We start from the raw sequence: 26,217 nt of genomic DNA, 5'->3' as shown, positions 1-26,217 counted from the left end.
ATATATTTATTGGGTTAGGTAATAAATGGCCGGCCAGTATAGATTTATATAATATATATAAAATTAAATTGCTTTTAATATTTTTAAATGGGATAATTTGGTCAATAATAAATGAAAGAGGAGATTGTATGAATTTCATCAAAAAACTTATTGTCACTGCTGCTTTGGTCGCTAGTGTTTTTGTACCTGCAAACTCTGTATTTGCCGAAGGAAACAAGTTAATTATAGGAACAGAAGGAACATATAAACCATTTACATATCATGATGACAATGATGAGCTGGTTGGATTTGATGTAGAAGTTGGTCGTGCTATCGCTGAAGAATTAGGAATGGAAGTTGAATTTATGGAAGTAACCTGGGAAGGGCTTCTAGCATCAATTGATAATGGGAAAGTTGACATGGTTATAAACCAAGTAGCATTTAATGAAGAGAGAGATGAAAAGTTTGCTCTATCAAACCCATATATGTATAGTTATCCAGTGTTAATTGTAAAGAAGGATAATGAAGATGTTAAATCATTTGAGGATACAAAAGGGTTAAAAACATCTCTAAATGTTTCTAGTAATTATGCAAAGGTTGCGGAAAAATTTGGAATTGAAATTACACCTTCTGAAACATTCAACAAAGATATTGAATTATTATTATCTGGAAGAACAGATGTTGTAGTTAATGGTAACGTTGCTTTTGCAGATTTTATGACTCAAAAACCTGATACACCTGTAAAAGTAGTTGATACTTTAGATGAACCAGATAAAATTATTATCCCTATGAAAAAGGATAATACTGAATTACAAGAAAAAGTTAATAAAGCTTTAGACTCACTAAGAGAAAGTGGCAAGTTAGCTGAAATTTCAAAAAAATATCTGAATGAAGATTTAACTAAACCTTTATCAGAATAAATGATTGAGAAGTAGATATTATGAATAAAGCATTTGAAATATGGGCAGAATCATTTCTGCCCATTCTTGAAACTGGACTAAAAGTTACTATACCTTTTTCAATTGTCGTTTTTATTTTAGGTATGATCTTAGCTACTTTTGTAGCAATCATTCGGATAAATCGTATACCGATTTTAACGCAAATTGCTTCAATATATATTTGGATTATCAGGGGAACACCGTTGATGGTTCAATTATTTATTGTATTTTTCGGTTTACCAAAAGTAGGTATAACGCTTCCTGCAATACCAGCTGCGGTAATAACGTATGTCTTAAGTGTGGGTGCATATTATTCAGAGACTATTAGAGCAAGCATTCTTGCTGTTCCGAAAGGGCAATGGGAGGCTGCTGAAGCATTGGGACTAACATATTTTCAAACTTTTATGAAGATTGTAGTACCACAAGCTGCTAAAATAGCAACACCTACATTAGCTAATAATTTCATAGCCTTGGTTAAAGACAGTTCGCTTGCGTCCACCATTACTGTTACCGAAATGATGTTAGTAACACAAAGAGCGGTGGCACGTACCTACGAGCCGTTACTATTATATATAGAAGTTGCATTTGTTTATTTAATATTCTGTACTATTTTAACGTATGTTCAAGGGAAGTTAGAAAACAAATTGACTCTTCCTGAAGTTAAACGCACAACCAATAAAGTGGAGGTGGCATAATGTTAAGACTTGAAGGAATAGTTAAGACATTTGGGAACAACACAGTTATTGATGGGCTTAATCTTGAGGTGAAGAGTAAAAAAACAACAGTTCTAATCGGTTCATCTGGTTCAGGAAAATCGACATTGTTACGCTGTATTAACATGTTATCTAAACCTGATTCAGGAGTTTTTGAATATGATAATATCAGACTTGACTTTTCCAAAAACCATAATAAAAGTTTAGAAAGAGAGTTTAAGTTACGGACCGGGATGGTTTTTCAAGGTTTCAATTTATTCCCTAATAAAACTGCCGAAGAGAATATCATGTTAGCACCTGTACATGTTAAAGGAATTCCAGTAGAAGAAGCGAGGGCTCGGGCAAACGAATTATTAGAAAGTGTAGGATTATTAAATCGAAAAGATTATTATCCTCATGCTCTTTCAGGGGGACAACAACAAAGAGTTGCGATAGCAAGAGCATTAGCCATGGAGCCTGAGATTATGTTGTTTGATGAGCCGACAAGTGCTCTGGATCCAGAAATTGAATCAGAAATTCTAAAATTGATATTTGATGTAACTAAGGATAAATTTACTAATCTGATTGTTACTCATAATATGAAATTTGCTAAGGACATTTCCGATGAAGTTGTATTTCTAAACAATGGAAAAATCGAATTTATTGGAACTTTTGACGAATTAGAAAAAACAGATAATGATCGAATTAGAACATTCTTGGGCTTGAAGGAGAAGGATTATGTTTAATTACTTTAAAGTTGATAAGCCGGTAATTGGGATGATTCATCTTTTACCCTTACCAGGAAGTCCCAAATATGATTCGATAGATTATTCACTAGATAAGACGATTTCTAAAGCTGTGAAAGAGGCAAAAATTTATCAGGAATGCGGAGTAGATGGTATTCAAATTGAAAACCAATGGGATCGACCTTTTATTAAAAGTAATAAAATTGGATTTGAAACAGTTGCTGCAATGTCAGTTGTAGTCAATGAAGTATCGAAAGTTTTGGATATTCCATACGGGGTTAATGTGCATATGAATGGAGCTTTGCCTGCATTAGCGATTGCTCAAGCTACAGGAGCTAGGTGGATCAGAGTCTTTGAATATATTTCGGCGTATATTTCATATACTGGGTTAACTGAAGGTGTTGCCGGAGAATTGGCCCGATATAGAAGTTATTTACAAGCAAATGATTGTGTGGACTTTTATTGTGATGTTAATGTGAAGCATGGCAGTCATTTTATTGTAAATGATCGTCATATTAAAGATTTAGCCTATGATGCTCAAGAACAAGGGGCTGACTCAATTATTATTACTGGCTTCCAAACTGGAGAAGCGCCATCTTGTGAGAAAGTTAAAGAAGCAAGTAGTAAGATTGACTTGCCCGTTTTTCTTGGTAGCGGTGTGAATCAAGAGAACATTTCCGAACTAATTACTGTAGCGGATGGTTTTATTGTAGGTAGTTACTTTAAGAAAGATGGAAAAATAGAAAATGAGTTAGATCCACAAAGGATTGAGAAATTTATGAATAAGGTTTGTAATATTCGATGAGACATAAATTATTAAAAAATTTAAAATTCACAGGTAATGTATATACTTTTGGGTTTTCCAATATGAATTTAACAATAACGACAGAAGGGTTTCCTGTATTAGGGGAAACTCTTTATACTAATCAGGATTTTTTCTTTTCATGTGGTGGAAAGGCCCTGAATCAAGCAATTACGACTAAGCGGTTAGGGGCTAATGTTTCGTTAATTTCTATGGTAAGCACGGATGAGTACGGCAAAGAATTGCTTAAGTGCTTAGAGGAAAATGATATTAATACAGATTATTTATTTAGATCTTCAGAAAAAAGCGGATTATCTATTATTAATACTAACGAATTTGGACAAAACAAGATTATTTGTTGTCCGGGAGTCAATAGACTGTTATCTGAGATTAAAGATTTTTCTGCTATTCCGATTAAAAAAGGAGATATAGTAATTTGTTCTTTAGAAGTAAGTAAAAAAGTATTATTGCCCTTTATAAGGGAATGTTATGAGAGAGAAGCGATTATTATAGTCGATGCTTCTTCTAGAAACGCTGAGGAAGAGAATGTTCAATTATACCCATTTATTGATATTCTAAAGCCTAATGAAGTAGAAATGTTGAGATTCGGACAAGAAAATTCTACATTTACTCAAAGGTTAGAGATTATGAAAGAAAAAGGAATAACATTGCCACTGATTTCTTTAGGAGAAAACGGTATTGTCTATCTTGATGATCAAGTAAGAACTATACCTTCGCTTAAGGTAAAGGCTGTTGATACTACTGGTGCTGGAGATATATTCATTGGGACTGTAGCGAGTATGTTATCTAGTAATAATTATAATATTACTGAATCATTAGTATTGGCTGTTATAGCCAGTGGATTATCTGTATGTATGAAAGGATCAATTGCCTCTATTCCAAAAGTTGAGGAGATAAAAAAAGTTTATGAAGAAAGAACAATCAATGTTATTTAGGGAAGTTGTTGATAAATCATTTATTGAAGAACTTCAAGACTTACAATTATGTTTTCATAAAAACCCTGAGTTATCATGTAGGGAATACGAAACATCAAAATTCTTAAAGGAATATGTTTTAAATTTAGGATTTAATATTAAACCTGTTAGTGAAACAGGGTTCATTGCAAATTATAAATTTGAAACTCCTGGGAAAACACTGGCTATAAGAACGGATATTGATGCATTGCCAATCATTGAGGATGCTAACAATCTTAAGGGATTAAAAAAGTGTATTTCTAAAAATCAAGGAATCATGCATGCATGTGGGCATGATGCTCATATGAGCATTTTATTAATTTGCCTAAAGTTAATCATCAAATATAAGGAGTTTTTTTCAGGTGAATTAATTGCAATTTTTGAAGATGGTGAGGAATGTGGAGCAGGTATCGATAATATAGTATCTACTTTGAAAGATTATTCCATTGATGCCATCTATGGGAACCATGTCTATAATGGATTAGATACAGGTAAAGTTATTATTAACAAGGATTATGTCATGGCTGCTTGTGGAATGTTTGATGTCCAAGTCGTTGGGCAAGGTGGTCATGGATCTCGTCCAGATTATGCGAACAGTCCTATTGTATGTACAAATAGTATTATTAGTACTATTTATCAAATGCTTATGTCGAGAATAGATGTTGAAAAAACTGTTACTTTTGCACTTACCAAGTTACAAGCTGGAAATACATTAAATGTCATTCCTAATATTTGTGAATTTGGTGGTACACTAAGATATTTTGATTATGAACAAGGAGAATTGGCTATAAATATAATTCAAACGATTTGTAATTCGATTGGGGCCGCCTATAATTGTGATATCATCTTTAAAGAATTAATCGCAGATAGATATTCAGTAAAAAATGATTGCTCTTTAGCTGAGATAGCGCAAAATGCATTGATAAAAAATTACCCAGAAAGCTTAGTGACGAACCAGCGGTGGTATGCATCAGAAACATTTTCTAGATATAGTAAAATTGCACCTTGTGTATTTACTCTTGTTGGAATTAGAAATTCTGAATTAGGAACAGGCGCTGAACATCACAATTCACGGTTTGAAGTGGATCCGGAAGGATTAAAATATGGGTTAGCAACGATGTTTCAGTTTTCGTTGGACTTCTTAAATAATAACTAATTACTTGAGGTGGACACATGGACAAAAAGATTACGTTAAACTATCCATCAAATTTAGTGTGTGATATTCATTAGGTAATTGAGTGTGTTTTTAGTTTTAACTTAATTTGAATTCAATAATTTTGAGCGTTTAGATTAATAGGATTGATGGAAAGTTATTGTTCCATCAGTCCTATTTATTTTAGAAGCTCAATATTTTACATATCGATCGATGATCCTATTTTACCTATGAAAGTAATTAAATCCTATAGAAATATGATAATTTTAATCATAAAATGGATATTTCTAACTATTGAATGCAGTTTCATATTAAAATAGAATTAAAGTAGTTAGAAAATCTGTTAAAGTCAAAATATAGGAGGTAAACCATGCTAGAAAAAACTAAAATTTCTGATCCTGAGTTATACTCAATTGTAGAAGCCGAACTACATAGACAAGAAAAGAACATTGAAATGATCGCATCAGAAAGTACTGTTCCAATTGAAATTATGGAGCTGTCAGGTTCAATATTCACAAATAAAACTCTAGAAGGCTATCCTGGTAAGCGGTATCAACAAGGTAGCGAAAATGCAGACAAGCTTGAAATAGAAGCGATTAATCGTGCAAAGCAACTTTTTGGCTGTGAGCACATTAATATTCAGCCATACTCAGGCTCGACTGCTAATTATTGTGTGTATTCAACGGTTTTAGAAAAAGACGATACTATCCTATCCATGAAACTAGATCAGGGTGGGCATCTCTCGCACGGTTCTAAAGCTAACTTTATTCATAATTTTTACAATTTTGTACATTACCCAATCAGTATGGATACAGAACAAATTGATTATGATATTTTGGAAGAAATGGCACATGAATATAAACCCAAATTAATCATTGCCGGTGGGTCAGCTTATCCAAGGTTAATTGATTATAAGCGTATTTCTGATATTGCTAAAGCAAACAATGCTTATCTTATGGTTGACGCTGCTCATATAATTGGTCTGATAGCAGCAAAAGTTATTCCTTCTCCGGTCCCCTATGCAGATTTTGTAACAGCATCAACTACAAAAACGATTGCCGGTCCGAGGGCTGGATTAGTAATGTGTAAAAAGGAATTCGCCAAGAAATTGGATAAAGGTGTATTTCCTGGATGTCTCGGATCTATGCATTTGACAACAATGGCTGCTAAGTGTTGGTTATTCAGACATTGTGCGTCAGAGGAATTCAAGAAAACCATGGAGCAGGTATTGCTTAATGCAAAATGTTTAGGTAATGAACTTGAGAACTTTGGCTTTAGATTAGTTTCTGGAGGAACCGATACTCACTTACTATTAGTAGACTTAAGAGAAAAAAATATCACAGGTCATGATCTAGATGAAACGCTAAATAAAATTGGCTTAACGGTGAATAAAAATCAAATCCCTGGTGATCCTCTTGGACCAAACGAAACTAGTGGTATAAGAATTGGTACTACCGCAACAACTCAAAGAGGAATGAAAGAGGAGCAAATGAAAGAAATTGCGGAGATAATTAATTTAGCAGCTGAGAATATAAATAACTCAGATATTCTAAATAATTTAAAGGAAAGGGTTAATAAGCTAGCTTCAGAATTTCCATTATATTCTGAGGAAGATTTTAAATATTTAAATGTAAAATAGATAGGAGGGTTTATATTGTTAAAATCATATATCGTTGATAGCCGTGGCAAGAAGCTCCTTACAGTAGTCCAAACGCCAAATCAAGAAGTAGATAATCATTCTTTGGTTTTCTTCTGTCATGGGTTTGTAGGGCACAAAATAACTCCTCATAGGATGCTACCAAAGTTTCAACAAAAACTCGTTGATCTAGGTTACACAGTGTGTAGAACGGACTGTGTGGGGTCAGGAGATAGTGAAGGGGACTATCATTATATGACCATCGAGGGGCAAGTTCAGGACTACCTTGCTGTTTTGCAGGTTCTAAAATCAGAAATATCATGGGAAAAGTTATTTCTCCATGGCTATAGTATGGGAGGGACAACCTCTACCTTACTAAGTAATAAGATAGATTGTGACGGGCTTATTTTATGGTCTCCGGTTTCAAATCCTTTATGGAATTTTTACCATATCTTAGGTGTTGAAAGATTTAAACAGGGGTTGGAAGGTCATGATACTTCAATTGATGGTGATGAGGTAGGTAAAGAATTTTTTGAAAATATAATTAATATTCGACCGCTGGATATAATTAAAGAAATTGATATACCTGTTCGAATAGTTCATGGATCGGAAGATGCTGATGTACTACCGATAAATGGATGGTTTTATAATCATTATGCAAAAAATTCTAAGTTATATTATGTGGAAGGGGCTGGACATACTTACGATAATGTTGAATACCAAAAAGAGCTTTTTGAAGCTTCGATTGAGTACTTAGAAGATATGAGAAAGGAATAAATAATTATGGCTGATATTCTAAATAAAATTGCTGGAACTTTATGGGATATGCCACTTATATTCTTAATTTTAGGGGTGAGTATCTACTATTCGATTGTTATGAGGTTCCCGCAGTTTACACAATTAAAAGAAATGTTTAGGCTATTGAAGGAACGTGGAGAGTCTGAACAAGGGTTATCTCCCTTCCAAACTTTTATTTTTACTGCAGCACGGACAGTTGGTGTAGGTAATATAGCCGGAATGGCAACTGGGATATACTTTGGAGGACCGGGTGCAATATTTTGGCTTTGGATTTTAGCAATATTTGGATCGAGTATTGCAATTTTAGAAGGTACTTTAGGACAAACGTATAAAAAAGTAATTAACAATGAATATAAGAGTGGGCCAGCTAATTATATGGCAGAAGGTTTTAAAAATAAAAACTTAGGGAAGTTTTTCGCAATTACATATTCTTTAATTACAACAATTTCGCTAACTTTCTTAATGTCCGGAGTTCAATCTTTTTACATTGTTCAAGGATTAAATGAGGCATTTAACATACCTACATTAGTCCTAGCTATAATTTTCACTATAATACTAGGCATTGTGATATTTGGTGGTTTAAAACGTATGGGGAGGACGAGTCAAAAATTATCGCCTATTGCCGGTTTACTATTCGTATTAATGTCAATCATCATCATAGCATTTAATATCACTAAGCTTCCTGCTGTATTGGCATTAATATTCAAATCTGCCTTTGGAAGAGATGCTATTTTTGGGGCTATGCTGGGTAGTGCGCTACAATGGGGGATTCGTCGTGGTGTCCACGCTAATGAAATTGGTATTGGGACCTCTGCAATTACTTCAGCAACCTCTCAAGTAACCCATCCAGCTCAACAAGGACTTTTGGGAGGGTTAAGTGTTTATATTGGAACTTTATTTGTCTGTACAACAACAACTTTAATGATATTAATAACTGATAGTTATAATGTTGTTAATGCTAGTGGTGATATAGTATATGAAGGACTTAAAGGAGTAGCATATGGAAACCCATTTGTCGCTAATGCTATCCAATCAACAATCCCTATCCCTAATTTTGGGAATATTTTCGTAGCCCTAGCAGTCTTAATTTTCGCTTTTGTTGCATTAACTGCTTTTTATCTATATGCTGAAAGTAGCCTTTCTTATATAGTAGGTGACAATAAAATTGCATTTTTGATACTTAAGATTATGTTTTTAGTATCTGTATTCGGTGGTACACTGGTAGTATCAGATACTATTTGGGCTTTGGCTGATATTGGTAATGGTTTAATGGCTTGGACCAATGTTATAGCGTTGATATTCGTTGGTAGTCAGGGTGTTAAAATTGTAAATGATTATTGTTCTAAGAAATCAGAAGGAGTTTTATCTCCGACATTTGATCCTGAGAGCCTTAATATTAAAGCGGATAAAAATATTTGGAACTAATTAAGAAAACATAGTCTTCCCGTTATTTTTCGGGAAGACTTTTTAGGAGTTATTATGGACAACATACAAGAGTTTTATTGGGGAGAAGTTAGATGGATTGAGGAATTAAATTATAATATTAATATAGGAATTTCAAAAATTTTTCCACATACGTATCAAAAACCACATGTGCATTATGAAAATGAGCAATTCCTTTTTGTTCTAAAAGGTGGGGGAGTTTATGAACGTAACGGGGAATCTTTCCGATTAAAAGCAGGCGATTATTTACATTTTCCATTTAACTCTCAACATGCTACTTTAAATGAGAGTGATGAAGAGCTGGTTGACTTAGTTATATCTGTTCCTAGGATTATCGAAAAGAAGGAAATGGAACCGTCTTTCTTAAAGAAATCAGATGATTTTAGTCTTTTAAAATATGCGACTGATCATATTTTAATAAATTTTGACAAAGAGTTGTCATTAAACTTTTATGTTGTGGACAATAATAATTCGATCGTTTATAGCAACTATAGTGACTATTATGAGTTTGATTATTCAGAAATATGTTTAGATGAAGATGATTTAGTTAGTCAAAAAACAATAAAAAAACCAAGCTATATAGTATTTCCTATATCAGTGGTTGATAAAAACTGTGGTTATATTATCTTCAACCATTTGGATATTGATTATGATAATATACCAGAATCAACTAAAAAAAGTATTCAAAATTACTTTATTAGCTTATCGGAAAGCATCTCTTCTTTAATTTCGAGATATTCGATTAATAAAGAACTTATGGAAAAAATGGATGAATTACAAGAAAATAAAATAGAAATCAAACAAATTGAACATCAATTAGATCTGGAAAAAGAAAAAAGTTCCAGTATGAAAGTAAACTATCATTTTATGTTTAATACCTTGAATTATATTGCGAATTTAGCACTTAGTCAGAAAAATTTGATGCTTTATGATATTATCATTTTATTTTCTGATATGGTAAGGTACACGTCAGATAATTCAAACGATTTAATTCCTATTTATCAAGAGCTTGAATATCTAAAAACATATATACAATTGCAAAAATACCGATATGAGAACAATTTAGAAGTACAGTATCAGGTTGATAACAAGCTTCTTAACGAAAGGATTCCTATAAATTGTATTCAACCAATTATAGAGAACGCCTTTTCCCATGGGTTCATCAATTATAATGGCAAGAAAAAAATATTGATAGCGATCAAAGAATATAACAAAGACAACATTAATTTACAAGTAGTGAATAATGGGAAATCAATAGATATGAGCTCCCTAAAATTGATCAATGAAGGCCTTACTAACTTAGATGATAAAGGACTCTCTTTAGTGTACCAAAAGTTTAAAATTAACTTTTCTAATCACTTTACCATGAATGTTTTTTCTGACAATGATATAACAGGTGTAAGTATTGTATTTCCAAAAGGAGTAAAAGATGATTAATGCCATAGTAATTGATGACGAAAGATCTGTCTTTGAAATAATTGATAAGATTATTAAAATTGAAAACTTACCCATTAAAATTACGAATTATATCTCAGATGGGAAATCAGCGATAGAGTATTTAAAAAACAACAAAGTAGAATTGATCTTTATAGATATTAGAATGCCTTTTGCTTCAGGGCTCGATGTTATGAGAAGCTATCCTGATAATACTTACGTTGTAGTTACAGCATATGACAAATTCTCTTATGCTCAGGAAGCATTAAGACTTGGTGCAAAGGATATTCTATTAAAGCCTATTGATAGAAGAAAGTTAACAGAAATGATACAGAGATTGTTCAGTTCCGAGGATTCTGGGAATTCAATTGTTAACGAGATCATATACCTTATGAAGCATAAATATAATGAAAGAGATTTTTCGGTTTCAAAATTAGCAGAACACTTTTACATGCAGCCTAGTAATTTGTCAAGACTGTTTAAAAAGCATACAGGCGAGACTATTATGAATTATTTATCAATGATTAGAATTAATGAGGGGAAAAAGTTATTAATCGATACCAATGATAGTGTTAAGGAAATTAGTTACAAGGTTGGGTATAATTCTCCAGAAGTTTTTTTTAAACACTTTAATAAACAGACAAATAATACGCCTACAAAATATAGAAGAGAACATAAAAATTAAGTAGCACAAACATCATTCCATGTGTACTTATAATTAAGGGCGTAAGTGAGTACTTGTAATAAAATACTTGAACAAGAGAAAGAGTTAGAGTTAGAGTTAACATTTGATATTGGAGTTCTTCTGAAGGCATTAAAAGAGAAATAATTGAAGGAGGGACAAAAGAGGATAAGAACATTGCATTAGACAAACTTGCTAGAATTAATGAGTCATAAATTACCTTTAGTCAGGATGATTTCTTTGTTTATGATTCAGCGATTATTAATCAGACGGAGGCACAGTTGGTAGATCGTCTTCGTGAACGGTTGCCAGAATTAAAGCAAGCTTATCAGGATGTTTATTGGATTCGGATGGATGAGAATATGCACCGTGAGTCCGCAAAAAATGAAAAACTGAAGCTATATCAGTTTGATCCAAGACCGCGCGAAGTACATTTTGAAGCCTTTCAACCCGATTTTATTCTATTGTTGGGTAATTCAGAGTCATTTTTGCAGGTGTTTATTGAACCTAAGGGAATGAATCTTTTAGAGAAAGAGCAATGGAAAGAGGATCTTTTGTTATATATTAATGATCACGAGGGAGACCTTGTCTTTGAAGATCAAGTGGGCGGTCTAAAAATTTAAGGTGTTCGTTTTTTTACGCTTAACGATGGGCGTAAGGCACTCGAGCAACTCGGTGAAATGGCGCTAAAAACCGGATTTAAGAGCCTTAGCTTGAAGGATGAACCCAATCAACTCGAACTATCTTAAAGGGGCTAGGATTGGATAAAAACGGGCTTTTGATAGCGGGATTCGAGCTTTGATAGTCTTGGATTCTTTAGTCTCCTGATCCCATCAAACAAATCAAACTACCAACAATCATGATAGCCGGATCCCTTTTTACCTAAAAAATCCCAGCCCATCTGCGGGCTGGGATTTCTATTTACTGGGTGACTATTCGACAGGCAAGAGCTGATAGCGTCTGCCTTGGAAGACCAGATAATTGTCGCAAGTGGGGTCTTGCTTGGGGCTGGCTTTTTCGGGGGTTTCTTTGTTGGAGGCTTTCTTGACGGAGGGAATGAGTTTTGACGGTTGGGTCAGATCGGCTCTAAAGGCTTCTAATTCTTCCTGGTTATAACCGGGGCAGGCGGTGTTGTTATTGACCTCCCAGTGGCCTTTAACTTGGCTGGCGGGAATCGCTAATTCCGCCATGAGTTGGCGAGTGATCCAGTCCCGGGTCTTGATCTGTTCCGGTGAATAATCGGTCTTGGAATTGGCTTCCAGTGAGATGTGGACGGTATCGCCATTGTGGTCGGCGACGCCCCAGGTGATCCGCTCCAGATTGTAGTTGCGGTAGAGGACACCTTGGCTGTCGATGTAATAGTGATAGCCACCCCGGTCCCAGCTCTTTTGATTCTTCCAATATTGCTCGTGGTCCCAGATCTTGCGCTGGTACTTTCTAGGAACGGCCGTATAATGCCAGACAATGGTCTTAATGGCACTGCGAGGGCGGTCATAGGCTTGACCACCCAGGGCTTGGTCACGGCGGTCAATTATTTGGGGTTGCCAAGGGGCAGGGGCTTGAGCCAAGTCATATTGGGTGAGTTGATAGAGTTCAATGATTTGGATCAACTTGTCCCCATAATGCGGATCACCGGCATAGATACCAGTCAGAGCCTGAGCTTCTTCTTGGTAAGTGTCAGCCTCAATGGCCTTCTTGTAGGCGACATCCCGCCGGTAAGGGGTTGACGTGAAGAAGTTGGCGTGGTCTTTAATGGACGTCTCCAGCGAGTCGTATTTGCGAAAATAACTTGCTTGAGCCTTGCCATCAGCTTCTAGGGAGCTGTGTTGGACCTTGGGACCTTGCCAGGGTGGTGAGGCCTTAATCCCAAAACCATTGAAGGATTTTTGATAGAGAGGGGATTGGCCGGCCCCAGATTCGACCACGAATTGGGCCATCCGCGTGGCTACCGAGATGGGCGAAGGGTATTTTTGAAAGAGGGGTGCGACTTTTTCTAATAATTGGGGCATAGGCGGTCTCCTTCGATGGGAATGGGGTGCTGAGGATCTTTAGGATCGTAGTGCTGGCTGGAGATCTGAAGTAGGGTGCCTAAGAAGGCGGCGACCAGATTGAGGGTCATGACCACTTGGTCAATATGAGGCAGCGGATAGATCTGTCCTAGTCCTTTTACCAGAACGGCCAGGGCTGGCAAGAAGACGAGGACTAGCCACTTGCCTAGGTCATAAGTTCGGTTGCTTAAGGGCATGGTTGGGAACTCCTTTCTAAGGGGAATGGGGCATAGAGAATGGCTTCTAGGGTGTTGAGACGGTTGGTTTGTTGGGTGACTTGTTTTTGCAAGGGAACGAGGCTTTCTTGATAGCCGGCCAGGTCTTCTTGAAGCTGATGAATCTGATCCAATACCTCCTGAACCTTGTGGATCAATTGATAGATCTTCTGAGACAAGCCAACAAGAGCCAACAAAGCCCCCGCATAACCACCCAATTCAATCAAAAACATAAAAAACTCCTTTCGAATAAGAGTGCGACAAAAGTCGTTTAGAGCCGTGGAGCTAAGCAAAAACCCGAGCATTTTCGCAGAAAATGTTGAGGGTTTTAGCTTAGATTCTAGGCTCTGACTTTTGGAGCACGTTTTAACAGAGTGCGACGATGAGCGTTTATCCCCTGTAGGCTAAGTAAGAAATCGATCGGAGTGACGATAGTCACTCCGATCGATTTTTGCTTAGACACAAGGGGGTGCGACTGTGAGCACGTTTTAATGAGAGTGTGAACAAAAGCGCTTTGAACCGAAGAGCTAAGCAAAAACCCGAGCATTTTCTTCGAAAATGTTGAGGGTTTTTGCTTAGATTCAAGGTTCAGCTTTTGTGAGCACGTTTTAAAGAGAGTGCGACGATGAGCGTTTATCTCCTGTAGGCTAAGTAAGAAATCACTCGAACGACGTCAGTCGTGCAGAGCGATTTTTGCTTAGACATAAGGAGATGCTCATCGAAGCACGTTTAACAGACTGCGCCAGCTCACCTTTATCGAACACTCACGCACACTAGTGCATTTGATAAATGGTATTAAAAAAAGGCTGTAACTCGAAAGTCACAGCCTCTAGGGGGAGTCTTAGGCAGATACAGGGTCAGCTTGGGCGTCGTAGACTTCTTCGACAGAGCGAACCACGTAGCGGGCTGAGACGGCTTGAGCATAGAGGTCTACACCTTCGGCGGATTGGAAGATGTCAGCTTGGACGATGGCATCCATGGCAGCCTTAGCTGTCTGGGCGTCAAGCCCTTCTGCTGGGCGGGAGAGGGTAATTTTACGTTCTTTCCCAGTAGGGTCTAAGAATTTCAATTCGAATACTTTTTTAGTTTCCATAAGTTACCTCCTTAGATGATTAGTTGAATTGATAGGTGTAGACACCTTCAACGGTTTGGCTAGGGATATCTAACAGATTGTCAATGGCGGCTTTGACGCCTTGGACTTGGTCAACAGTGGCGGCTTCGGTCAGACCGTTTAGTGAGACAGAACTTATCTTCTTGCTTTCAGGGTCTAGGCTCTTCAAGCTCAAACGACCGGACTTGAATGTTTTTTGTGGCATGGTAATTCCTCCTTGGGATGCTTGTTTTTTGTAGCTACACCCTATAAACAATTATTTCCTAAAAAGTGTCCACGCATTGTTTGAGTTGGGGGTAAAAGTTGGCTAACTTTCGTTGGATGGCTTGGCGGTACTTGTAGTAGGTTGACCGCTTGATGCCCAGTTGGTCTTGGATCTCCTGGTGGCTGAGCTGATCATCGATCAAGGCTCGGTAGATCCAATATTCACGGTCATTGAGATGCGACCGGGCTTGTTGGTGGTAGTGGTCCAGACTGATACGAGCTTCGGCCCTTTCGCTAAAGGGGCAGCTGGTGTCGGGAATGAGGACTGGGTCGGCCATAAAGCTCACTTCTTGGGGTGACTTCTTAAAGAGATTTAAGAGATGCCATTTGAGTCCTTGCTTGGCAAAATAGACAAAGCGGTAGCGGTCATCGGCTAGCTTCAAGGGTTGGCCATCGAAGTTCTTAGCCAGTTCTAACAATTTGATGCGTAATTCCTGAACATAATCGGGGTAGTCTGCCGATCTTGGATCGACCTGGTAGGAACGCAGAACTTGGTGGATGACGGCTTCGAATTGATCAAGGATTAAACGAGCATGGTGATCATCTAACATGGGAGGCTCCTTTCTTAGTAAGTACTATCCGGTAAGTAGTCGCGGCTTTGATTTTCAAAGACATGGAAGAGGCTCTTGAACTTGAGTCGCTGCCAATTCCAGAGGATCTTCATGGAGTAATAAAAGACTTCCTGCTTGTCCATGGATCGTAGAACTGCTTCGCGGACCATATCAAAGGGCAGCTTTAGGAGCCACTGGTTATAAGCGACCAGTTCTGTCCGGCTAAAGGAGAGGCCCTTTTCCTGGCAGAAGTCTAAAAAGGGTTGGATGATGTCTAGATCTAAGGTCAAGTCTGGATTATTGATGACCCCCTCCCGAAAGAGGTAAGGATCTTCTAGGCGTTGGCGTAGGATGGCTCGTTCGGATTGATAGATGGCTGGAGGAAGATTAGGATCTAGCCCCAGATCATCAAGCTCGATGGCAGGCTTGGCTGCTAGGATATCCGTGCTATCTGGACAGAGCGGACTTAGTTGAGGGGGCCAAACGCTTGTTTCCGGGGCATCCTCATTCTGATTATCATTCACATTGACATTTCCATTATCATTTTTATTTTGATTTTCATTATCATTGTCATTCTCATTAGCGAATAGGGATTCATTCTCCTTTTCATTCTCATTCTCATTATCATTATCGAATTGGCGGTCAATCTTCTGGGGATTCTCCAAAAGTTTTTGACGTAGCTGAATTTCTTCTTGTAAGAGAGTGTAGATTTTTTGGTCGAAAGACCGATTGGAAAGGCGGAAGTAGCGGGTGTTATGAGTCAGAGTGGCCTGGATGAGGGTTAGGTCCTTAACTTGGGCGACTTCCTTCTTGAGTAAGCGTTCAACGGCTACGCCTCCTTTGATGATGGAGGTTCGTAAGGAATTCAAGACGGCGATCTCCTGGGTCTTCTTGGAATAGCGGATGACCTGGAGTTTTTCCTGGAAGCGGTCAAGGAGGGTGAGGACCACTTCTCGGCTGAAGCCGGTTTTGTCGGAGATGGTCTTGATGGGGAGGGTGTAGATCCCTAATTGGCTGGTGTTGGGATTGGTGAGCAGATAGAGATAAAAGTAGCGGTCTTCGATGGAGAAGTGATCAATGACTTGAGGATCTTCCCAGAAGCTGACATCGACAATGCGTTTAATGGTCATGGCTTGGCCTCCTTTCACTTAGGGATCCTTGGAATCGATGGAATTGTCGTCATCAGACATCTCCTCGAGAAAGTTCATTAGATCGTCATTCAGATAAGGTTGATGACATTGAGCCTCGTCATCATAGAAGAACGTGCGAAAGAGGTCTCTGGGACTAAGTTGGAGGGCAAGGCAAGTCTTGTAGATGAAGTTATAAGAAGGAGAGTTGTAGCCATAGAGTACATTATAGATACAATTGGGTGAGACCTTGATCAACTTGGCAAATTGCTTGTAATTTAAGCCTGCTCGCCGAATGGCTTCATCCAATCGGTGATTGATATATGATTTATTCTTAGTCATGGAATGACCTTCTTTCTTATTGTATTAGGCCAGGGACTGATACCGCTTCCTTGACCCAAGGCTTAGTATAAGCGATTATCGATAGCCTTGTAAATATATGATTACTGATAGATGAAAAAACGCCATTCTTTTTTGATTTTCGATAAAAGAGTCTAAAAGGCTTGACTGGCTTGGATTAGTGTGTTTAATTAGAATGAAAGTGCCAGAAGGGTGGCCGGGATGATTTTTAATAATTATGATCTAAAAGCTATTTAGATAAGATTTTGTATAGTCTAATTTGATCTATTGAGTTTTCAAATAAATAATTTTTTGAATTTTTGGATGAAGTTGAGGGGTGAAAGAGGGGTTTCCTTTGGATACGCTTTCAAAACGAAATATCGTTGGATGAAGTCGTTAGATAAGCTAGGCGCATGATTCTGATTGAGCTGATCGCTAATGGTAACCCTTGGCGTGCTGAGGGTATTAGAATTGCGTCAAATTGTTACTCTCGTTGGGCTAAGAGTACTAAAATGGCTCTGAAATGTAACTCTTGATGTGCTGAGAGTACCAAAATGGTCCCGAACTGTAACTCTGTGGGTCTTGAGAGTACAAAACTGGCCCCAAATTGTAACTCTCATCGCCCTGAGAGTACCAAATTAGGCCCAAATTGTAACTCTCGATGTGCTGAGAGTACTAAAAAGGCGTTGAATTGTAACTCTCGTCGTGCTGGGAGTACTAAAAAGGGCTGAGATTGTAACACTTATTGCTCTGAGAGTACTAAATTGGTCCCGAAATGTAACTCTTATTGCCCTGAGAGTACTAAAATGGGCTCGAACTGTAACTCTCATCGTACTGAGAGTACTAAAATCGCTCCAAAATGTAACTCTCGTTGCGTTGAGAGTACCAAATTGGCCCCGAAATGTAACTCTCGATGGGTTGAGAGTACTAAACTAGCCTCGAAATGTAACTCTCGTTGTGTTGAGAGTACTAAATTAGGCCCGAATTGTAACTCTCGATGAGCTGAGAGTACTAAACTGGCCCCGAATTGTAACTCTCATCGTGCTGAGAGTATTAAAATCGCTCCAAAATGTAACTCTCGTCGTGTTGAGAGTACAAAAATGGCCCTGGATTGTAACACTCGTTGTGCGGAGAGTACTAAATTGCGTCAAGCGGCAGCAATTTTTGCCCAGAAGGATTTTGTGACAGCTAAGGATGTCTATCGATATACCAGCCTATTCGTCCTAGGAGAGATCCTCATTATTGTCTTAGTAGGTATCCCCCTAGCCCAACTCTTGTTCTAAAAAGTTAATCAAACCCGCCCTATTCGCAGTCAGCAACTAGGGCGGGTTTTTGTTATATATTAGCCCATTGAATGTGGCCTTTTAAGAAAAGATAAAGTGTAATAAATGATAGAGCGTGATGGCGATTTGAAGCTGCATGCGGTCGCTACTGTTATTCATGTCGATATTGAGGATGCTCTCGATTCGGGTAATTCGAGCTCTTAGAAGATGGAGCAGCAACCATTATTCAATAAAGTCTTAATCCCCTTAAGATAAATGATTTTGATCACTTCTGTTAATATAAAAAGGTTGATGAACGCCGAAGCGTCATCAACCTTTTTGTTTGGGGACTTTATTTTACTGATTATCATTGAGGGGGTTGTTTTATGTGTATGTATCTTTTGATTATTCGACCGACTTCAGTGCTTCTAACATGTCCACGTGTTTTAGTTTATGGAATACCAATCTTCCTAAAATGAGGGTGATTATTCCAATGATTCCTAATGGAATTGCAAAAGAGATCCAGCTTAGGGCGGGATTAAACATGATTTCTGCAGGGGGGACAATTTTTAGGATATATATAAATAAGGCATCCCCTAGTATATAGCCGGCAAAAATTCCGAGAAGTGTAAGAAAAATGGTTTCTCTGTAGATATACATGGTAACTTCCTTATCGTGGAAACCTAGAACCTTGATGGTTGAAAGCTCTCTGATTCTTTCTTGTACGTTGATATTGGTTAGATTATAGAGAATTACCATGGCTAACAAGGTTGCTACAACGATAATAAGTAACATAATTTTGTTTAGAGCGGTTACCACAATATTGGTTTGATTTTCAATGAGTGTGTTTGAAACAACGCCCTTTACGCCGTCGATGTTCATGAATTGCTTAGCAACCTTATTGGCGTTATCAAGGCTACTGTCTGCCAGTGTAACAATCTCGGCGTTTGCCTCATAGTTTTCGCCAAAGGCTTTTTCGTAGTTTTTATCGGTCATAAACATAAAGTGTCCTGCATACATTTCTGTAATGGCAGCAACTTTTACAGTTTTATCATGTTCATGTTTATCTTGAATGGTTAACTCATCGCCAACTTTTGTTCCGGTAATATCTGCTAGCCGTTCACTAATGACCACGCCATCCTCAGGAAGCTTAATGGTTTTTCCGGATTTACGATCTCTTAGGATAATAAATTCATTGACTTTATCAACATCATTACTAACCAGGAGATTAATTTCTTGTTTATCATTGAAATCTCCGGCAACTTTTGTGACTTTATCATAATGTAATCCTGTGTGGTTGGTTACTTGTTGACTATTTAGCAGGTCGTCGATTTGTTTCTTATCATCATCGCTTTGTTGATTGTTAAAAGCGACGATTAGATCATAATTGATGAGTTCACCGAATTGGGTAGTTTCAATTCCTTCAATGGATCTTTGAACGCTAAAACCTGCAAATAACAAGGTGGCTGCACCCGCTACTCCAAAGATTGTCATGAACATTCTTTTTTTGTATCTAAAAATATTTCTAGCCGTTACTTTTTGGATAAAGCCCATCCTACTCCAAATGGGTGTGATTTTCTCAAGTAAAATTTTTGAACCCTTTGCAGGTGGCTTGGGTAGAAGTAGGTTGGTTGGCTTATCCGCTAATTGTTTTTTAGCAACAATGAATGCCGGAATCACGGAACTTATCAGAGAAAGAATGAGAGAGATCACGACAAGCTTGGGGTAGAAGTCTAGCTGTATCTTAGGCACACTAAAGTGTTTGCCATAGGCATTAAATATTATTAATGGAAGAAGCGTATGACCGAGGATTACGCCAAATAGCGTTCCTAAGATTCCAGCAATAAATCCATAGATGGTAAATTTCTTAATGATATCTTTATCTTGATAACCTAGAGCTTTTAAGGTGCCGGAGTTGATTCGTTCCTCATCGATAAATCTTGTCATTGTTGTAAGTGTGACTAAAGCTGCTACAAAATAGAGGAAGACTGGAAAGATATTTGATAGCTTATCGACTATATCTGAAATGGTTCGATAGATCGTATATCCAGCAGAACCCAGAGCTTCACGTCGGTTATAGATATTATAAACAGGTGTTTCGATGGAATCCATTAGCTCTTTGGCATCGTTTATTTTCTCTTCACCATCTTTGATTTTATCCTTGGCCTCTGTTGTTTTTTCATTAAATTCATTCAAGCCATCTTGGTATTCTTGTTCTTTTTCTTCGAGTTCTTTGACATTTGCCTTATATTTATCAAGATTGGATTGATATTCGGCTTCTTTGCGATTTAATTTTTCAAAAGCTGCATTCCAATTATTAAGGCCTTGGTAGTAGGTATTTAGATTTTGTGTGTAGAGATTGACACTTGATTGATATTGAGCTTTGCCGGACTGATAGTCTGCTTTTGCTTGATTGAGTTCTGATTCTTTTTGCTGGAGATTTGCTCTGCCAGCTTCAATTTTTTCTTCACCAGCCGCAATTTCAGCTTGTTTTTCATCCAAGTCTGCTTTTGCAGTACTTAATTTTTCATAAGCGACATTAAGTTCAGTGCGTTTGTTGTCGAGTTCTTTTTTGCCAGTTTCTAATTGTGCTTCTGCCTCTGGGGTAAGCATTGCTGCTTTTGTTTGATTGAGTTCATTAAGTTTTTGTTTTAGTCCGTCCAGATTTGCTTGATTGGCCACGAGTTCGCTGGTAAGATTCTCTTTTGTTTCATCATCGATATCCGGATTCGAAAGGTCGATCGATATTTGATCAATTCTTGCTTCAAGTGGGGCTATATTGCTTTCTACTTCGGAAATTCCGTTTAATAAGTTAGTCACTTGATCTTGTTTTTGCTGTAGTTCATTTTCAGCGGCGGTTAGCTGTTCATTCTTACTATCCACTTCTGTTTTCTTCTGTTCATATTGATCCAGTCCTGCAGCCAATTGGTCTTTGCCATTAGCCAGCTCATTTTCTTTGTTGGCTAAGGTATTTTGGGCGGTTGCGAGGTCTTTTTCGCCTTGGTTAATGAGTCCAAAAGCATTGTTTAATTGATTTTCTGCAGCGATTAATGAAGATTTACCAGCATCTAATTTGGCTTTTCCAGCTTGGAGTTCCTGCCATTTTTGATCTAAGGTCTTTTTACTGGAACTAAGTAATCCTTTGGCGTCTTTTAATTTTTTATCCGCATCAGCTAATTGATCTTTACCATCGGCTATCTTATCTTTGGCACTGTCTAATTTTTGTTCCTTGTCATTTATTTTACTTTGAGCATCATCGATCTTAGCTTGCCCCTCATCGATTTCATCTTGGATATTCGATTTGATCGTTGCCAAACGATGACTTCCGCGATCTTTTAATCGATCGTTCAGTTCATCGGTGTGGGCTTCGATTTTACGCCGATATTCATCAGAAAAAGGATTGAGATTGTTGGTATCTTCATAACGCATTCTTGCGATCATGAAATAATCCGAGTCAAAGTTGTCATCCATGACATAAGCAAAACCGGTCAAGTTACCATCACCGGCTTGGGAAGCTCCCATATTCGCATAGGAAATATATTCTGCCGAATCGACAAAACCTACTAGCTTATAGCTATGATTTTTGAGGACCATTTTATCATCGATACCTGTTTTTTCGATAAAGCTGATCTTATCCCCAATTTTATAGCGATCTTCAAAGTTTTTTGAAAGAAGGATATCTGTTTGATTTTTCAAGTCAGTTCCTTCTTGAATGATATATTTAGAAATCTCTTTAGGTTGGGATAAGATTCTAATCGAGCTGTTGCTGTCATCGATCGATACATCTTTTAAGTAGCCATATTCAATCTGACTGATGCCACTTACTTTATCGATTTGCTTCACATCATCACGATCAATTCCCATAGACCCTATGACGGTGACATCTGTTAGATTTGTTTGGTTAAAATAGTTTTCGCCTGTTGTTACCATATTCGGTCCGGTAACTTTTAACCCTACAAGGGCAAAAGATCCGATCATCATTAGCATAAAAATTGAAAAAAATCTGCCGGTTGATGATTTAAAACTTCTGATGATACTTTTCTTGAGTGATTTCATAACACACCTACCATTCTAAATCCATGATATTTGCGGGATGTGGATTGACTTCAATCTTTTCCACCGTGGCATCACGGACTCTAATAACTCGGTCTGCAATGGGAGCAATGGCTGAGTTGTGGGTGACAATGACGACTGTGGTATTTTTTTGACGACTCATATTTTGTAAAATTTTGAGGACTTGCTTACCTGTTTCATAGTCGAGGGCGCCGGTTGGTTCATCACATAACAAAATTTTTGGGTTTTTAGCAATGGCACGGGCTATAGCTACCCTCTGTTGTTCTCCACCTGATAGCTCTGCGGGAAAATTGTTCATTCTTTTCTCAAGACCGACACTTTTTAAAACTTCCTCAGGGTCTAGGGCATCTTTGACAATGTCTGATGCCAACTCCACATTTTCCTTGCTCGTTAAATTTTGGACCAGATTATAAAATTGAAAGACAAATCCGACGTCATTTCTTCGGTAGTCGGTTAATTCTTTTTTGCTGTAATTGGAAATATCCTTATTATCGATGATGACTTGCCCTTTACTATTGGTATCCATACCGCCTAGAATATTAAGGATAGTTGATTTACCAGCTCCTGAGTTTCCAAGGATGATCGCCAATTCACCTTCTTCGATTTCAAAATTCACATCACGATTCGCAACGATTTCGTTTTGTCTGCCTTCGTTATATATCTTATAAGAGTTTTTCATTTTTATATAACTCATCTTAAATATAGCTCCTTTCGTTATTGACTAGTAAGGCCATATTTTACAAAGATAACTATAGGGGTACAATTAGCAACTTATAACTAGTGTCTATTTATTAGACAAATGCATAAAAGTGGTGTAGAATTTTAGAAAACTTAGATTAGGAGGGCCTATGAGAAACGCGATCAATTCCTATAATACCAAGCTTTTACTGGCAAATACCCTAAAAGAACTATTAAAACATAAGTCCTTTTCAGAAGTGACAGTGACTGAAATTACCAAGCTGAGTGAAGTCAATAGGAATACCTTTTATTATCATTTTGACTATATCTACGATTTATTATGTTGGCTTTTGGAGCAGGAGGCGATAAAGAAAGTCCGTGACTACAATACGATTGATGATATTGATGATGCGATTAATTTTACACTGGATTATATTGATGAGAATCGCAATTTTCTGACAAATATCATCAATTCTGTGGGGGAGCGTGACTTAAAAAGATTTTTATTCAAGGATTTTATGGAAATAATTGGAAACTTTATTCGTCTGGCGGAAAAAGAATTAATGGTCGAGATCGATGAAGATTACAGAAATTTTCTGACAACCTATGTTACAGAAGCCATCGCAGGGATTTTAATTGAACTTATTTATGCTAAAGAGGCGATCCCTCGCGAGAAAATCAACCACTTTATTCAAGTCACGACGGTTAATACCATCATTGCCTCTCTAAAGGCGTATAAAGAGTGAACGCCCAGATGAATCCTTAAAACAAATAATCAATCATAAAAAGATTAAGCAGAATGTCATCGATAAGGGACGTTCTGCTTAATTTTTTTATGGGTATTCAGGCTTTGAAGGTAGCTATTCTTTCAAATTTTCAATTCTAGTTAAGTAGTCTCCATTTTTTAGAGGTTTGACGATTAAGTCTAATTTAGGAATAATCCCCCACCTATTTTATAAAAATGGAATAGCGGAAGAGTTTACATAAAGGCCTTGATCAATTATACTTAAGGGTAAGTGTGAAAAAAATGTTTAAGTTATTTTAAAAACAGCAGACCAACTAGATAGTTGAACAATGGAAACAATTAATCGATAAGCTTGTTCGATCAATTAAATTATAACTATCATTGGATTGTCAACACTTATTTGTACAATCTAAAATCGAACGTACTAATTTAAGAATAACCAATAACTGATAGCTGATCCTAAATGTCTATATTCAACTGGTGATATGAAGCTTTTTATTATACTGACTACAGAACGAGAAAGGAGAATATATCAATGTCTGTTCAAAATAATAAACGATATCAATTTAACCAATTTCAAATTAAGCTGTTTATGGCAATGCTTATGGTATTAGATCATTTGCCACATATTCCAGGACTGGTGCCACCTTTATTGGTAGGTATATTCCATGCAGTAACACGTTGCGTGGCGGTATGGTTTGCATTTAATGCTGTAGAAGGTTTTCTGCATACAAGGAGTCAGATTCAATACAATCTGAGATTGTTTGGCTGGGCTGTATTTATGGCTGCTGGAAACAGTTTGATGGAAGTATTATTAAGAAGCAAAGATATTCATATTGATAATAATATCTTTTTGACACTGGCACTGGGTGTATTGATTCTGAATATAAATGCGGATTCCAAAAAGTGGTTCGTAAAAAATAGCTTAACAAGAGTGCTTCAAGTGTTGTTGGAAATTGGTGTATTTATTGTAGGATTCATATTTGCCGAAGGTGGTAATATTGTAATTCCATTTATGCTTATTACATATTTGTTTAGAGGATCACCTAAAAAGCGAAATTTGATATATATTATATATGCAGTAATTCTTGCAGCGTTGTCTATAAGTGATATATTCAATTATGAGGATCCAATGATTGCTTTGGATATGATGTTATATAATTCGGACTGGTTATTTATTACAGTTCTTCCATTTATGTATCTTTACAATGGGGAACGAGGCAAAAATAACAAATTTACAAAATATTTCTTTTATATTTTTTATCCTGCCCATTTGTGGATTATTGCGATCATAAGCTATTTTGCATAACAACAACGGAGGTTTTATAACGTCTATATTGCCAACAAAACATCTCGGCAAGGTATATGAAGAAGATTCCCTATACCGCTTTAAGCGATATCAATTTCAGCGAGCGTCGGATCATTCAAAAAGGGCAAATGGGCTTGAAACGTACCTTTACCGAAGTGACGACCCATGCTAATGGGAAAGTAACTCGAAAAGTCTTAGACTATACTGCGGATGATCGTCTACCAATCGATGAGATTATCGAAGTGGGAACCAAGTTGGTAAGCCAATCTTCACCATCCCAAGGACAAGCTGGTGATGAGAAGTCAGTTCAACCAGAACAACCATCCAAGGAAACAAGCCGACCTTCTCCAGGACAAGCTCAAGACCAACCAAAGGAAAGCAATAAAGCTTCTCAAGGACAGGCTCAAAGCCGTCCAGCGGACAAAGGGGCGCTAGCTCCTGCTAAACCTCAAGTAGCGGTGTTGCCTCAAACGGGCGAAAGTGATCCTAGCTTGATTTTTGGGATGGCAGCCTTATCGATTCTTGCCAGTGTTGGATTAGTTAAGCCTCGCTCTAAGGTCAATAAGCGATTAAATAGGCAGATCGGCCTTTAGAGGCTGATGGATAGGAATAAGCAAAAGAACTAAGCAACTGGAAGGGGCTTGGTTCTTTTTTTGTGGCGTCTATACTTTGTTGGTAATCCCACCCCATAAATCTCCTCATGGCTTGCCAAGAATCGTGATCGTTAATTGTAACCCTTGGCGTGTTGAGAGTACTAAATTAGCTCCGAAATGTAACTCTTGTTGTGTTGAGAGTACTAAACTAGCCCTGAATTGTAACTCTCGATGTGCTGAGAGTACCAAATTAGCCTCAAATTGTAACACTCGTTGTGTTGAGAGTACTAAACTGGCCCCGAACTGTAACTCTGAGCGCGCTGAGAGTACTAAAATAGCTCCGAATTGTAACACTTGTTGTGTTGAGAGTACTAAACTGGCGCTGAATTGTAACCCTCATCGCCCTGAGAGTACCAAATTGGCCCCGAATTGTAACTCTCGTCGTGCTAAGAGTACCAAACTAGCCCCGAATTGTAACTCTGATCGTGCTGAGAGTACTAAACTAGCCCCGAATTGTAACTCTGATCGTGCTGAGAGTACTAAATTGGTCCCAAATTGTAACTCTCGTCGTGCTGAGAGTACTAAATTAGCCCCGAAATGTAACTCTCATCGCTCTGAGAGTAC

General features: G+C 37.5%; 27 protein-coding genes. 16 read left to right on the top strand and 11 right to left on the bottom strand.

Features of this window, described 5'->3' with window-relative positions:
• The first annotated feature begins 128 nt into the window (after positions 1-128).
• The 12 genes from HMPREF2758_RS08495 to HMPREF2758_RS08440 all read left to right on the top strand — a co-directional run bounded on the left by HMPREF2758_RS08495 (position 129) and on the right by HMPREF2758_RS08440 (position 11,900).
• A complete protein-coding gene (locus tag HMPREF2758_RS08495) occupies positions 129-899 on the top strand; it encodes a transporter substrate-binding domain-containing protein (protein WP_070610124.1) in 771 nt (256 codons plus the stop codon).
• Positions 900-919: 20 nt separating this feature from the next.
• Complete coding sequence (locus HMPREF2758_RS08490; RefSeq protein ID WP_070610122.1) at positions 920-1,612, top strand: amino acid ABC transporter permease; 693 nt, start codon at positions 920-922, stop codon at positions 1,610-1,612.
• The gene (locus tag HMPREF2758_RS08485) at positions 1,612-2,355 is read left to right on the top strand and encodes an amino acid ABC transporter ATP-binding protein (protein ID WP_070610118.1); all 744 of its coding nucleotides are present in this window, start codon (positions 1,612-1,614) and stop codon (positions 2,353-2,355) included. Before HMPREF2758_RS08490 ends, HMPREF2758_RS08485 begins: the two co-directional genes overlap by 1 nt.
• Positions 2,348-3,160, top strand: coding sequence for a BtpA family protein (locus tag HMPREF2758_RS08480; protein ID WP_070610116.1), 813 nt, complete (start codon positions 2,348-2,350; stop codon positions 3,158-3,160). The genes HMPREF2758_RS08485 and HMPREF2758_RS08480 overlap by 8 nt, the downstream gene beginning before the upstream one ends.
• Positions 3,157-4,113 (top strand): PfkB family carbohydrate kinase, encoded by a 957-nt coding sequence (locus HMPREF2758_RS08475; protein ID WP_070610115.1) that lies wholly within the window; start codon positions 3,157-3,159, stop codon positions 4,111-4,113. Before HMPREF2758_RS08480 ends, HMPREF2758_RS08475 begins: the two co-directional genes overlap by 4 nt.
• Positions 4,085-5,287, top strand: coding sequence for an amidohydrolase (locus HMPREF2758_RS08470; RefSeq protein ID WP_070610111.1), 1,203 nt, complete (start codon positions 4,085-4,087; stop codon positions 5,285-5,287). Before HMPREF2758_RS08475 ends, HMPREF2758_RS08470 begins: the two co-directional genes overlap by 29 nt.
• A 367-nt stretch (positions 5,288-5,654) precedes the next feature.
• Positions 5,655-6,923, top strand: coding sequence for a serine hydroxymethyltransferase (gene glyA / locus HMPREF2758_RS08465; RefSeq protein ID WP_070610109.1), 1,269 nt, complete (start codon positions 5,655-5,657; stop codon positions 6,921-6,923).
• A 15-nt stretch (positions 6,924-6,938) separates the two neighbouring features.
• The gene (locus HMPREF2758_RS08460; protein WP_070610107.1) at positions 6,939-7,697 is read left to right on the top strand and encodes an alpha/beta hydrolase; all 759 of its coding nucleotides are present in this window, start codon (positions 6,939-6,941) and stop codon (positions 7,695-7,697) included.
• Between the two features lie 6 nt (positions 7,698-7,703).
• Positions 7,704-9,143 carry an alanine/glycine:cation symporter family protein gene (locus HMPREF2758_RS08455; protein ID WP_070610106.1) on the top strand — a complete coding sequence of 480 codons (1,440 nt, stop codon included), beginning with the start codon at positions 7,704-7,706 and terminating at the stop codon, positions 9,141-9,143.
• 54 nt (positions 9,144-9,197) lie between these two features.
• Positions 9,198-10,598, top strand: coding sequence for a histidine kinase (locus HMPREF2758_RS08450; protein WP_070610104.1), 1,401 nt, complete (start codon positions 9,198-9,200; stop codon positions 10,596-10,598).
• Complete coding sequence (locus HMPREF2758_RS08445) at positions 10,591-11,280, top strand: response regulator transcription factor (protein ID WP_070610103.1); 690 nt, start codon at positions 10,591-10,593, stop codon at positions 11,278-11,280. Before HMPREF2758_RS08450 ends, HMPREF2758_RS08445 begins: the two co-directional genes overlap by 8 nt.
• A gap of 278 nt (positions 11,281-11,558) precedes the next feature.
• On the top strand, positions 11,559-11,900 hold the full coding sequence (locus tag HMPREF2758_RS08440; RefSeq protein WP_070610102.1) for a hypothetical protein: 342 nt from the start codon (positions 11,559-11,561) through the stop codon (positions 11,898-11,900).
• Positions 11,901-12,209: 309 nt separating this feature from the next.
• On the opposite strand, the gene HMPREF2758_RS08435 is transcribed toward HMPREF2758_RS08440, so the two are convergent.
• From HMPREF2758_RS08435 to HMPREF2758_RS08400, 8 genes are all read right to left on the bottom strand, one after another.
• Complete coding sequence (locus HMPREF2758_RS08435) at positions 12,210-13,286, bottom strand: glucosaminidase domain-containing protein (RefSeq protein WP_070610100.1); 1,077 nt, start codon at positions 13,284-13,286, stop codon at positions 12,210-12,212.
• The gene (locus tag HMPREF2758_RS08430) at positions 13,271-13,522 is read right to left on the bottom strand and encodes a phage holin (RefSeq protein WP_070610098.1); all 252 of its coding nucleotides are present in this window, start codon (positions 13,520-13,522) and stop codon (positions 13,271-13,273) included. The genes HMPREF2758_RS08435 and HMPREF2758_RS08430 overlap by 16 nt, the downstream gene beginning before the upstream one ends.
• A complete protein-coding gene (locus tag HMPREF2758_RS08425; protein WP_070610095.1) occupies positions 13,513-13,773 on the bottom strand; it encodes a hypothetical protein in 261 nt (86 codons plus the stop codon). Before HMPREF2758_RS08425 ends, HMPREF2758_RS08430 begins: the two co-directional genes overlap by 10 nt.
• Positions 13,774-14,381: 608 nt before the next feature.
• A complete protein-coding gene (locus HMPREF2758_RS08420) occupies positions 14,382-14,633 on the bottom strand; it encodes a DUF2922 domain-containing protein (protein ID WP_006908734.1) in 252 nt (83 codons plus the stop codon).
• Between the two features lie 19 nt (positions 14,634-14,652).
• Positions 14,653-14,856 carry a hypothetical protein gene (locus HMPREF2758_RS08415; RefSeq protein ID WP_070610093.1) on the bottom strand — a complete coding sequence of 68 codons (204 nt, stop codon included), beginning with the start codon at positions 14,854-14,856 and terminating at the stop codon, positions 14,653-14,655.
• 58 nt (positions 14,857-14,914) lie between these two features.
• On the bottom strand, positions 14,915-15,466 hold the full coding sequence (locus HMPREF2758_RS08410; protein WP_070610091.1) for a sigma-70 family RNA polymerase sigma factor: 552 nt from the start codon (positions 15,464-15,466) through the stop codon (positions 14,915-14,917).
• A 14-nt stretch (positions 15,467-15,480) separates the two neighbouring features.
• Positions 15,481-16,596, bottom strand: a complete 1,116-nt coding sequence (locus HMPREF2758_RS08405) for a hypothetical protein (RefSeq protein ID WP_070610089.1) — start codon at positions 16,594-16,596, stop codon at positions 15,481-15,483.
• Between the two features lie 18 nt (positions 16,597-16,614).
• Positions 16,615-16,935 (bottom strand): helix-turn-helix domain-containing protein, encoded by a 321-nt coding sequence (locus tag HMPREF2758_RS08400; RefSeq protein ID WP_070610087.1) that lies wholly within the window; start codon positions 16,933-16,935, stop codon positions 16,615-16,617.
• A gap of 1,097 nt (positions 16,936-18,032) precedes the next feature.
• On the opposite strand from HMPREF2758_RS08400, the gene HMPREF2758_RS08885 reads away from it, so the two are divergent.
• Entirely contained in the window at positions 18,033-18,215 is a 183-nt protein-coding gene (locus tag HMPREF2758_RS08885; protein WP_006908740.1) for a hypothetical protein, read from the top strand.
• A gap of 81 nt (positions 18,216-18,296) precedes the next feature.
• Here HMPREF2758_RS08885 and HMPREF2758_RS09140 read toward each other — a convergent pair whose 3' ends face one another.
• The 3 genes from HMPREF2758_RS09140 to HMPREF2758_RS08390 form a co-directional block, all read right to left on the bottom strand.
• A complete protein-coding gene (locus HMPREF2758_RS09140; RefSeq protein WP_148128900.1) occupies positions 18,297-18,434 on the bottom strand; it encodes a helix-turn-helix domain-containing protein in 138 nt (45 codons plus the stop codon).
• A 165-nt stretch (positions 18,435-18,599) separates the two neighbouring features.
• Positions 18,600-22,250, bottom strand: a complete 3,651-nt coding sequence (locus HMPREF2758_RS08395; RefSeq protein ID WP_070610085.1) for an FtsX-like permease family protein — start codon at positions 22,248-22,250, stop codon at positions 18,600-18,602.
• A 7-nt stretch (positions 22,251-22,257) separates the two neighbouring features.
• Positions 22,258-22,962, bottom strand: a complete 705-nt coding sequence (locus tag HMPREF2758_RS08390) for an ABC transporter ATP-binding protein (protein ID WP_006908742.1) — start codon at positions 22,960-22,962, stop codon at positions 22,258-22,260.
• 154 nt (positions 22,963-23,116) lie between these two features.
• Here HMPREF2758_RS08390 and HMPREF2758_RS08385 point away from each other — a divergent pair, with 154 nt between their 5' ends.
• From HMPREF2758_RS08385 to HMPREF2758_RS08375, 3 genes are all read left to right on the top strand, one after another.
• Positions 23,117-23,692 (top strand): TetR/AcrR family transcriptional regulator C-terminal domain-containing protein, encoded by a 576-nt coding sequence (locus HMPREF2758_RS08385; protein WP_070610083.1) that lies wholly within the window; start codon positions 23,117-23,119, stop codon positions 23,690-23,692.
• A 534-nt stretch (positions 23,693-24,226) separates the two neighbouring features.
• Positions 24,227-25,000 (top strand): TraX family protein, encoded by a 774-nt coding sequence (locus tag HMPREF2758_RS08380; protein ID WP_006908744.1) that lies wholly within the window; start codon positions 24,227-24,229, stop codon positions 24,998-25,000.
• Positions 25,001-25,056: 56 nt separating this feature from the next.
• Positions 25,057-25,593, top strand: a complete 537-nt coding sequence (locus tag HMPREF2758_RS08375; protein ID WP_070610081.1) for a G5 domain-containing protein — start codon at positions 25,057-25,059, stop codon at positions 25,591-25,593.
• Positions 25,594-26,217: the final 624 nt, after the last annotated feature.

The sequence above is a fragment of the Facklamia sp. HMSC062C11 genome (genome assembly GCF_001810675.1).
Classification (GTDB): domain Bacteria; phylum Bacillota; class Bacilli; order Lactobacillales; family Aerococcaceae; genus Facklamia; species Facklamia hominis.
Note: the sequence above shows the minus strand (reverse complement) of the source record. Positions and strands in the feature narration are given on the sequence as shown.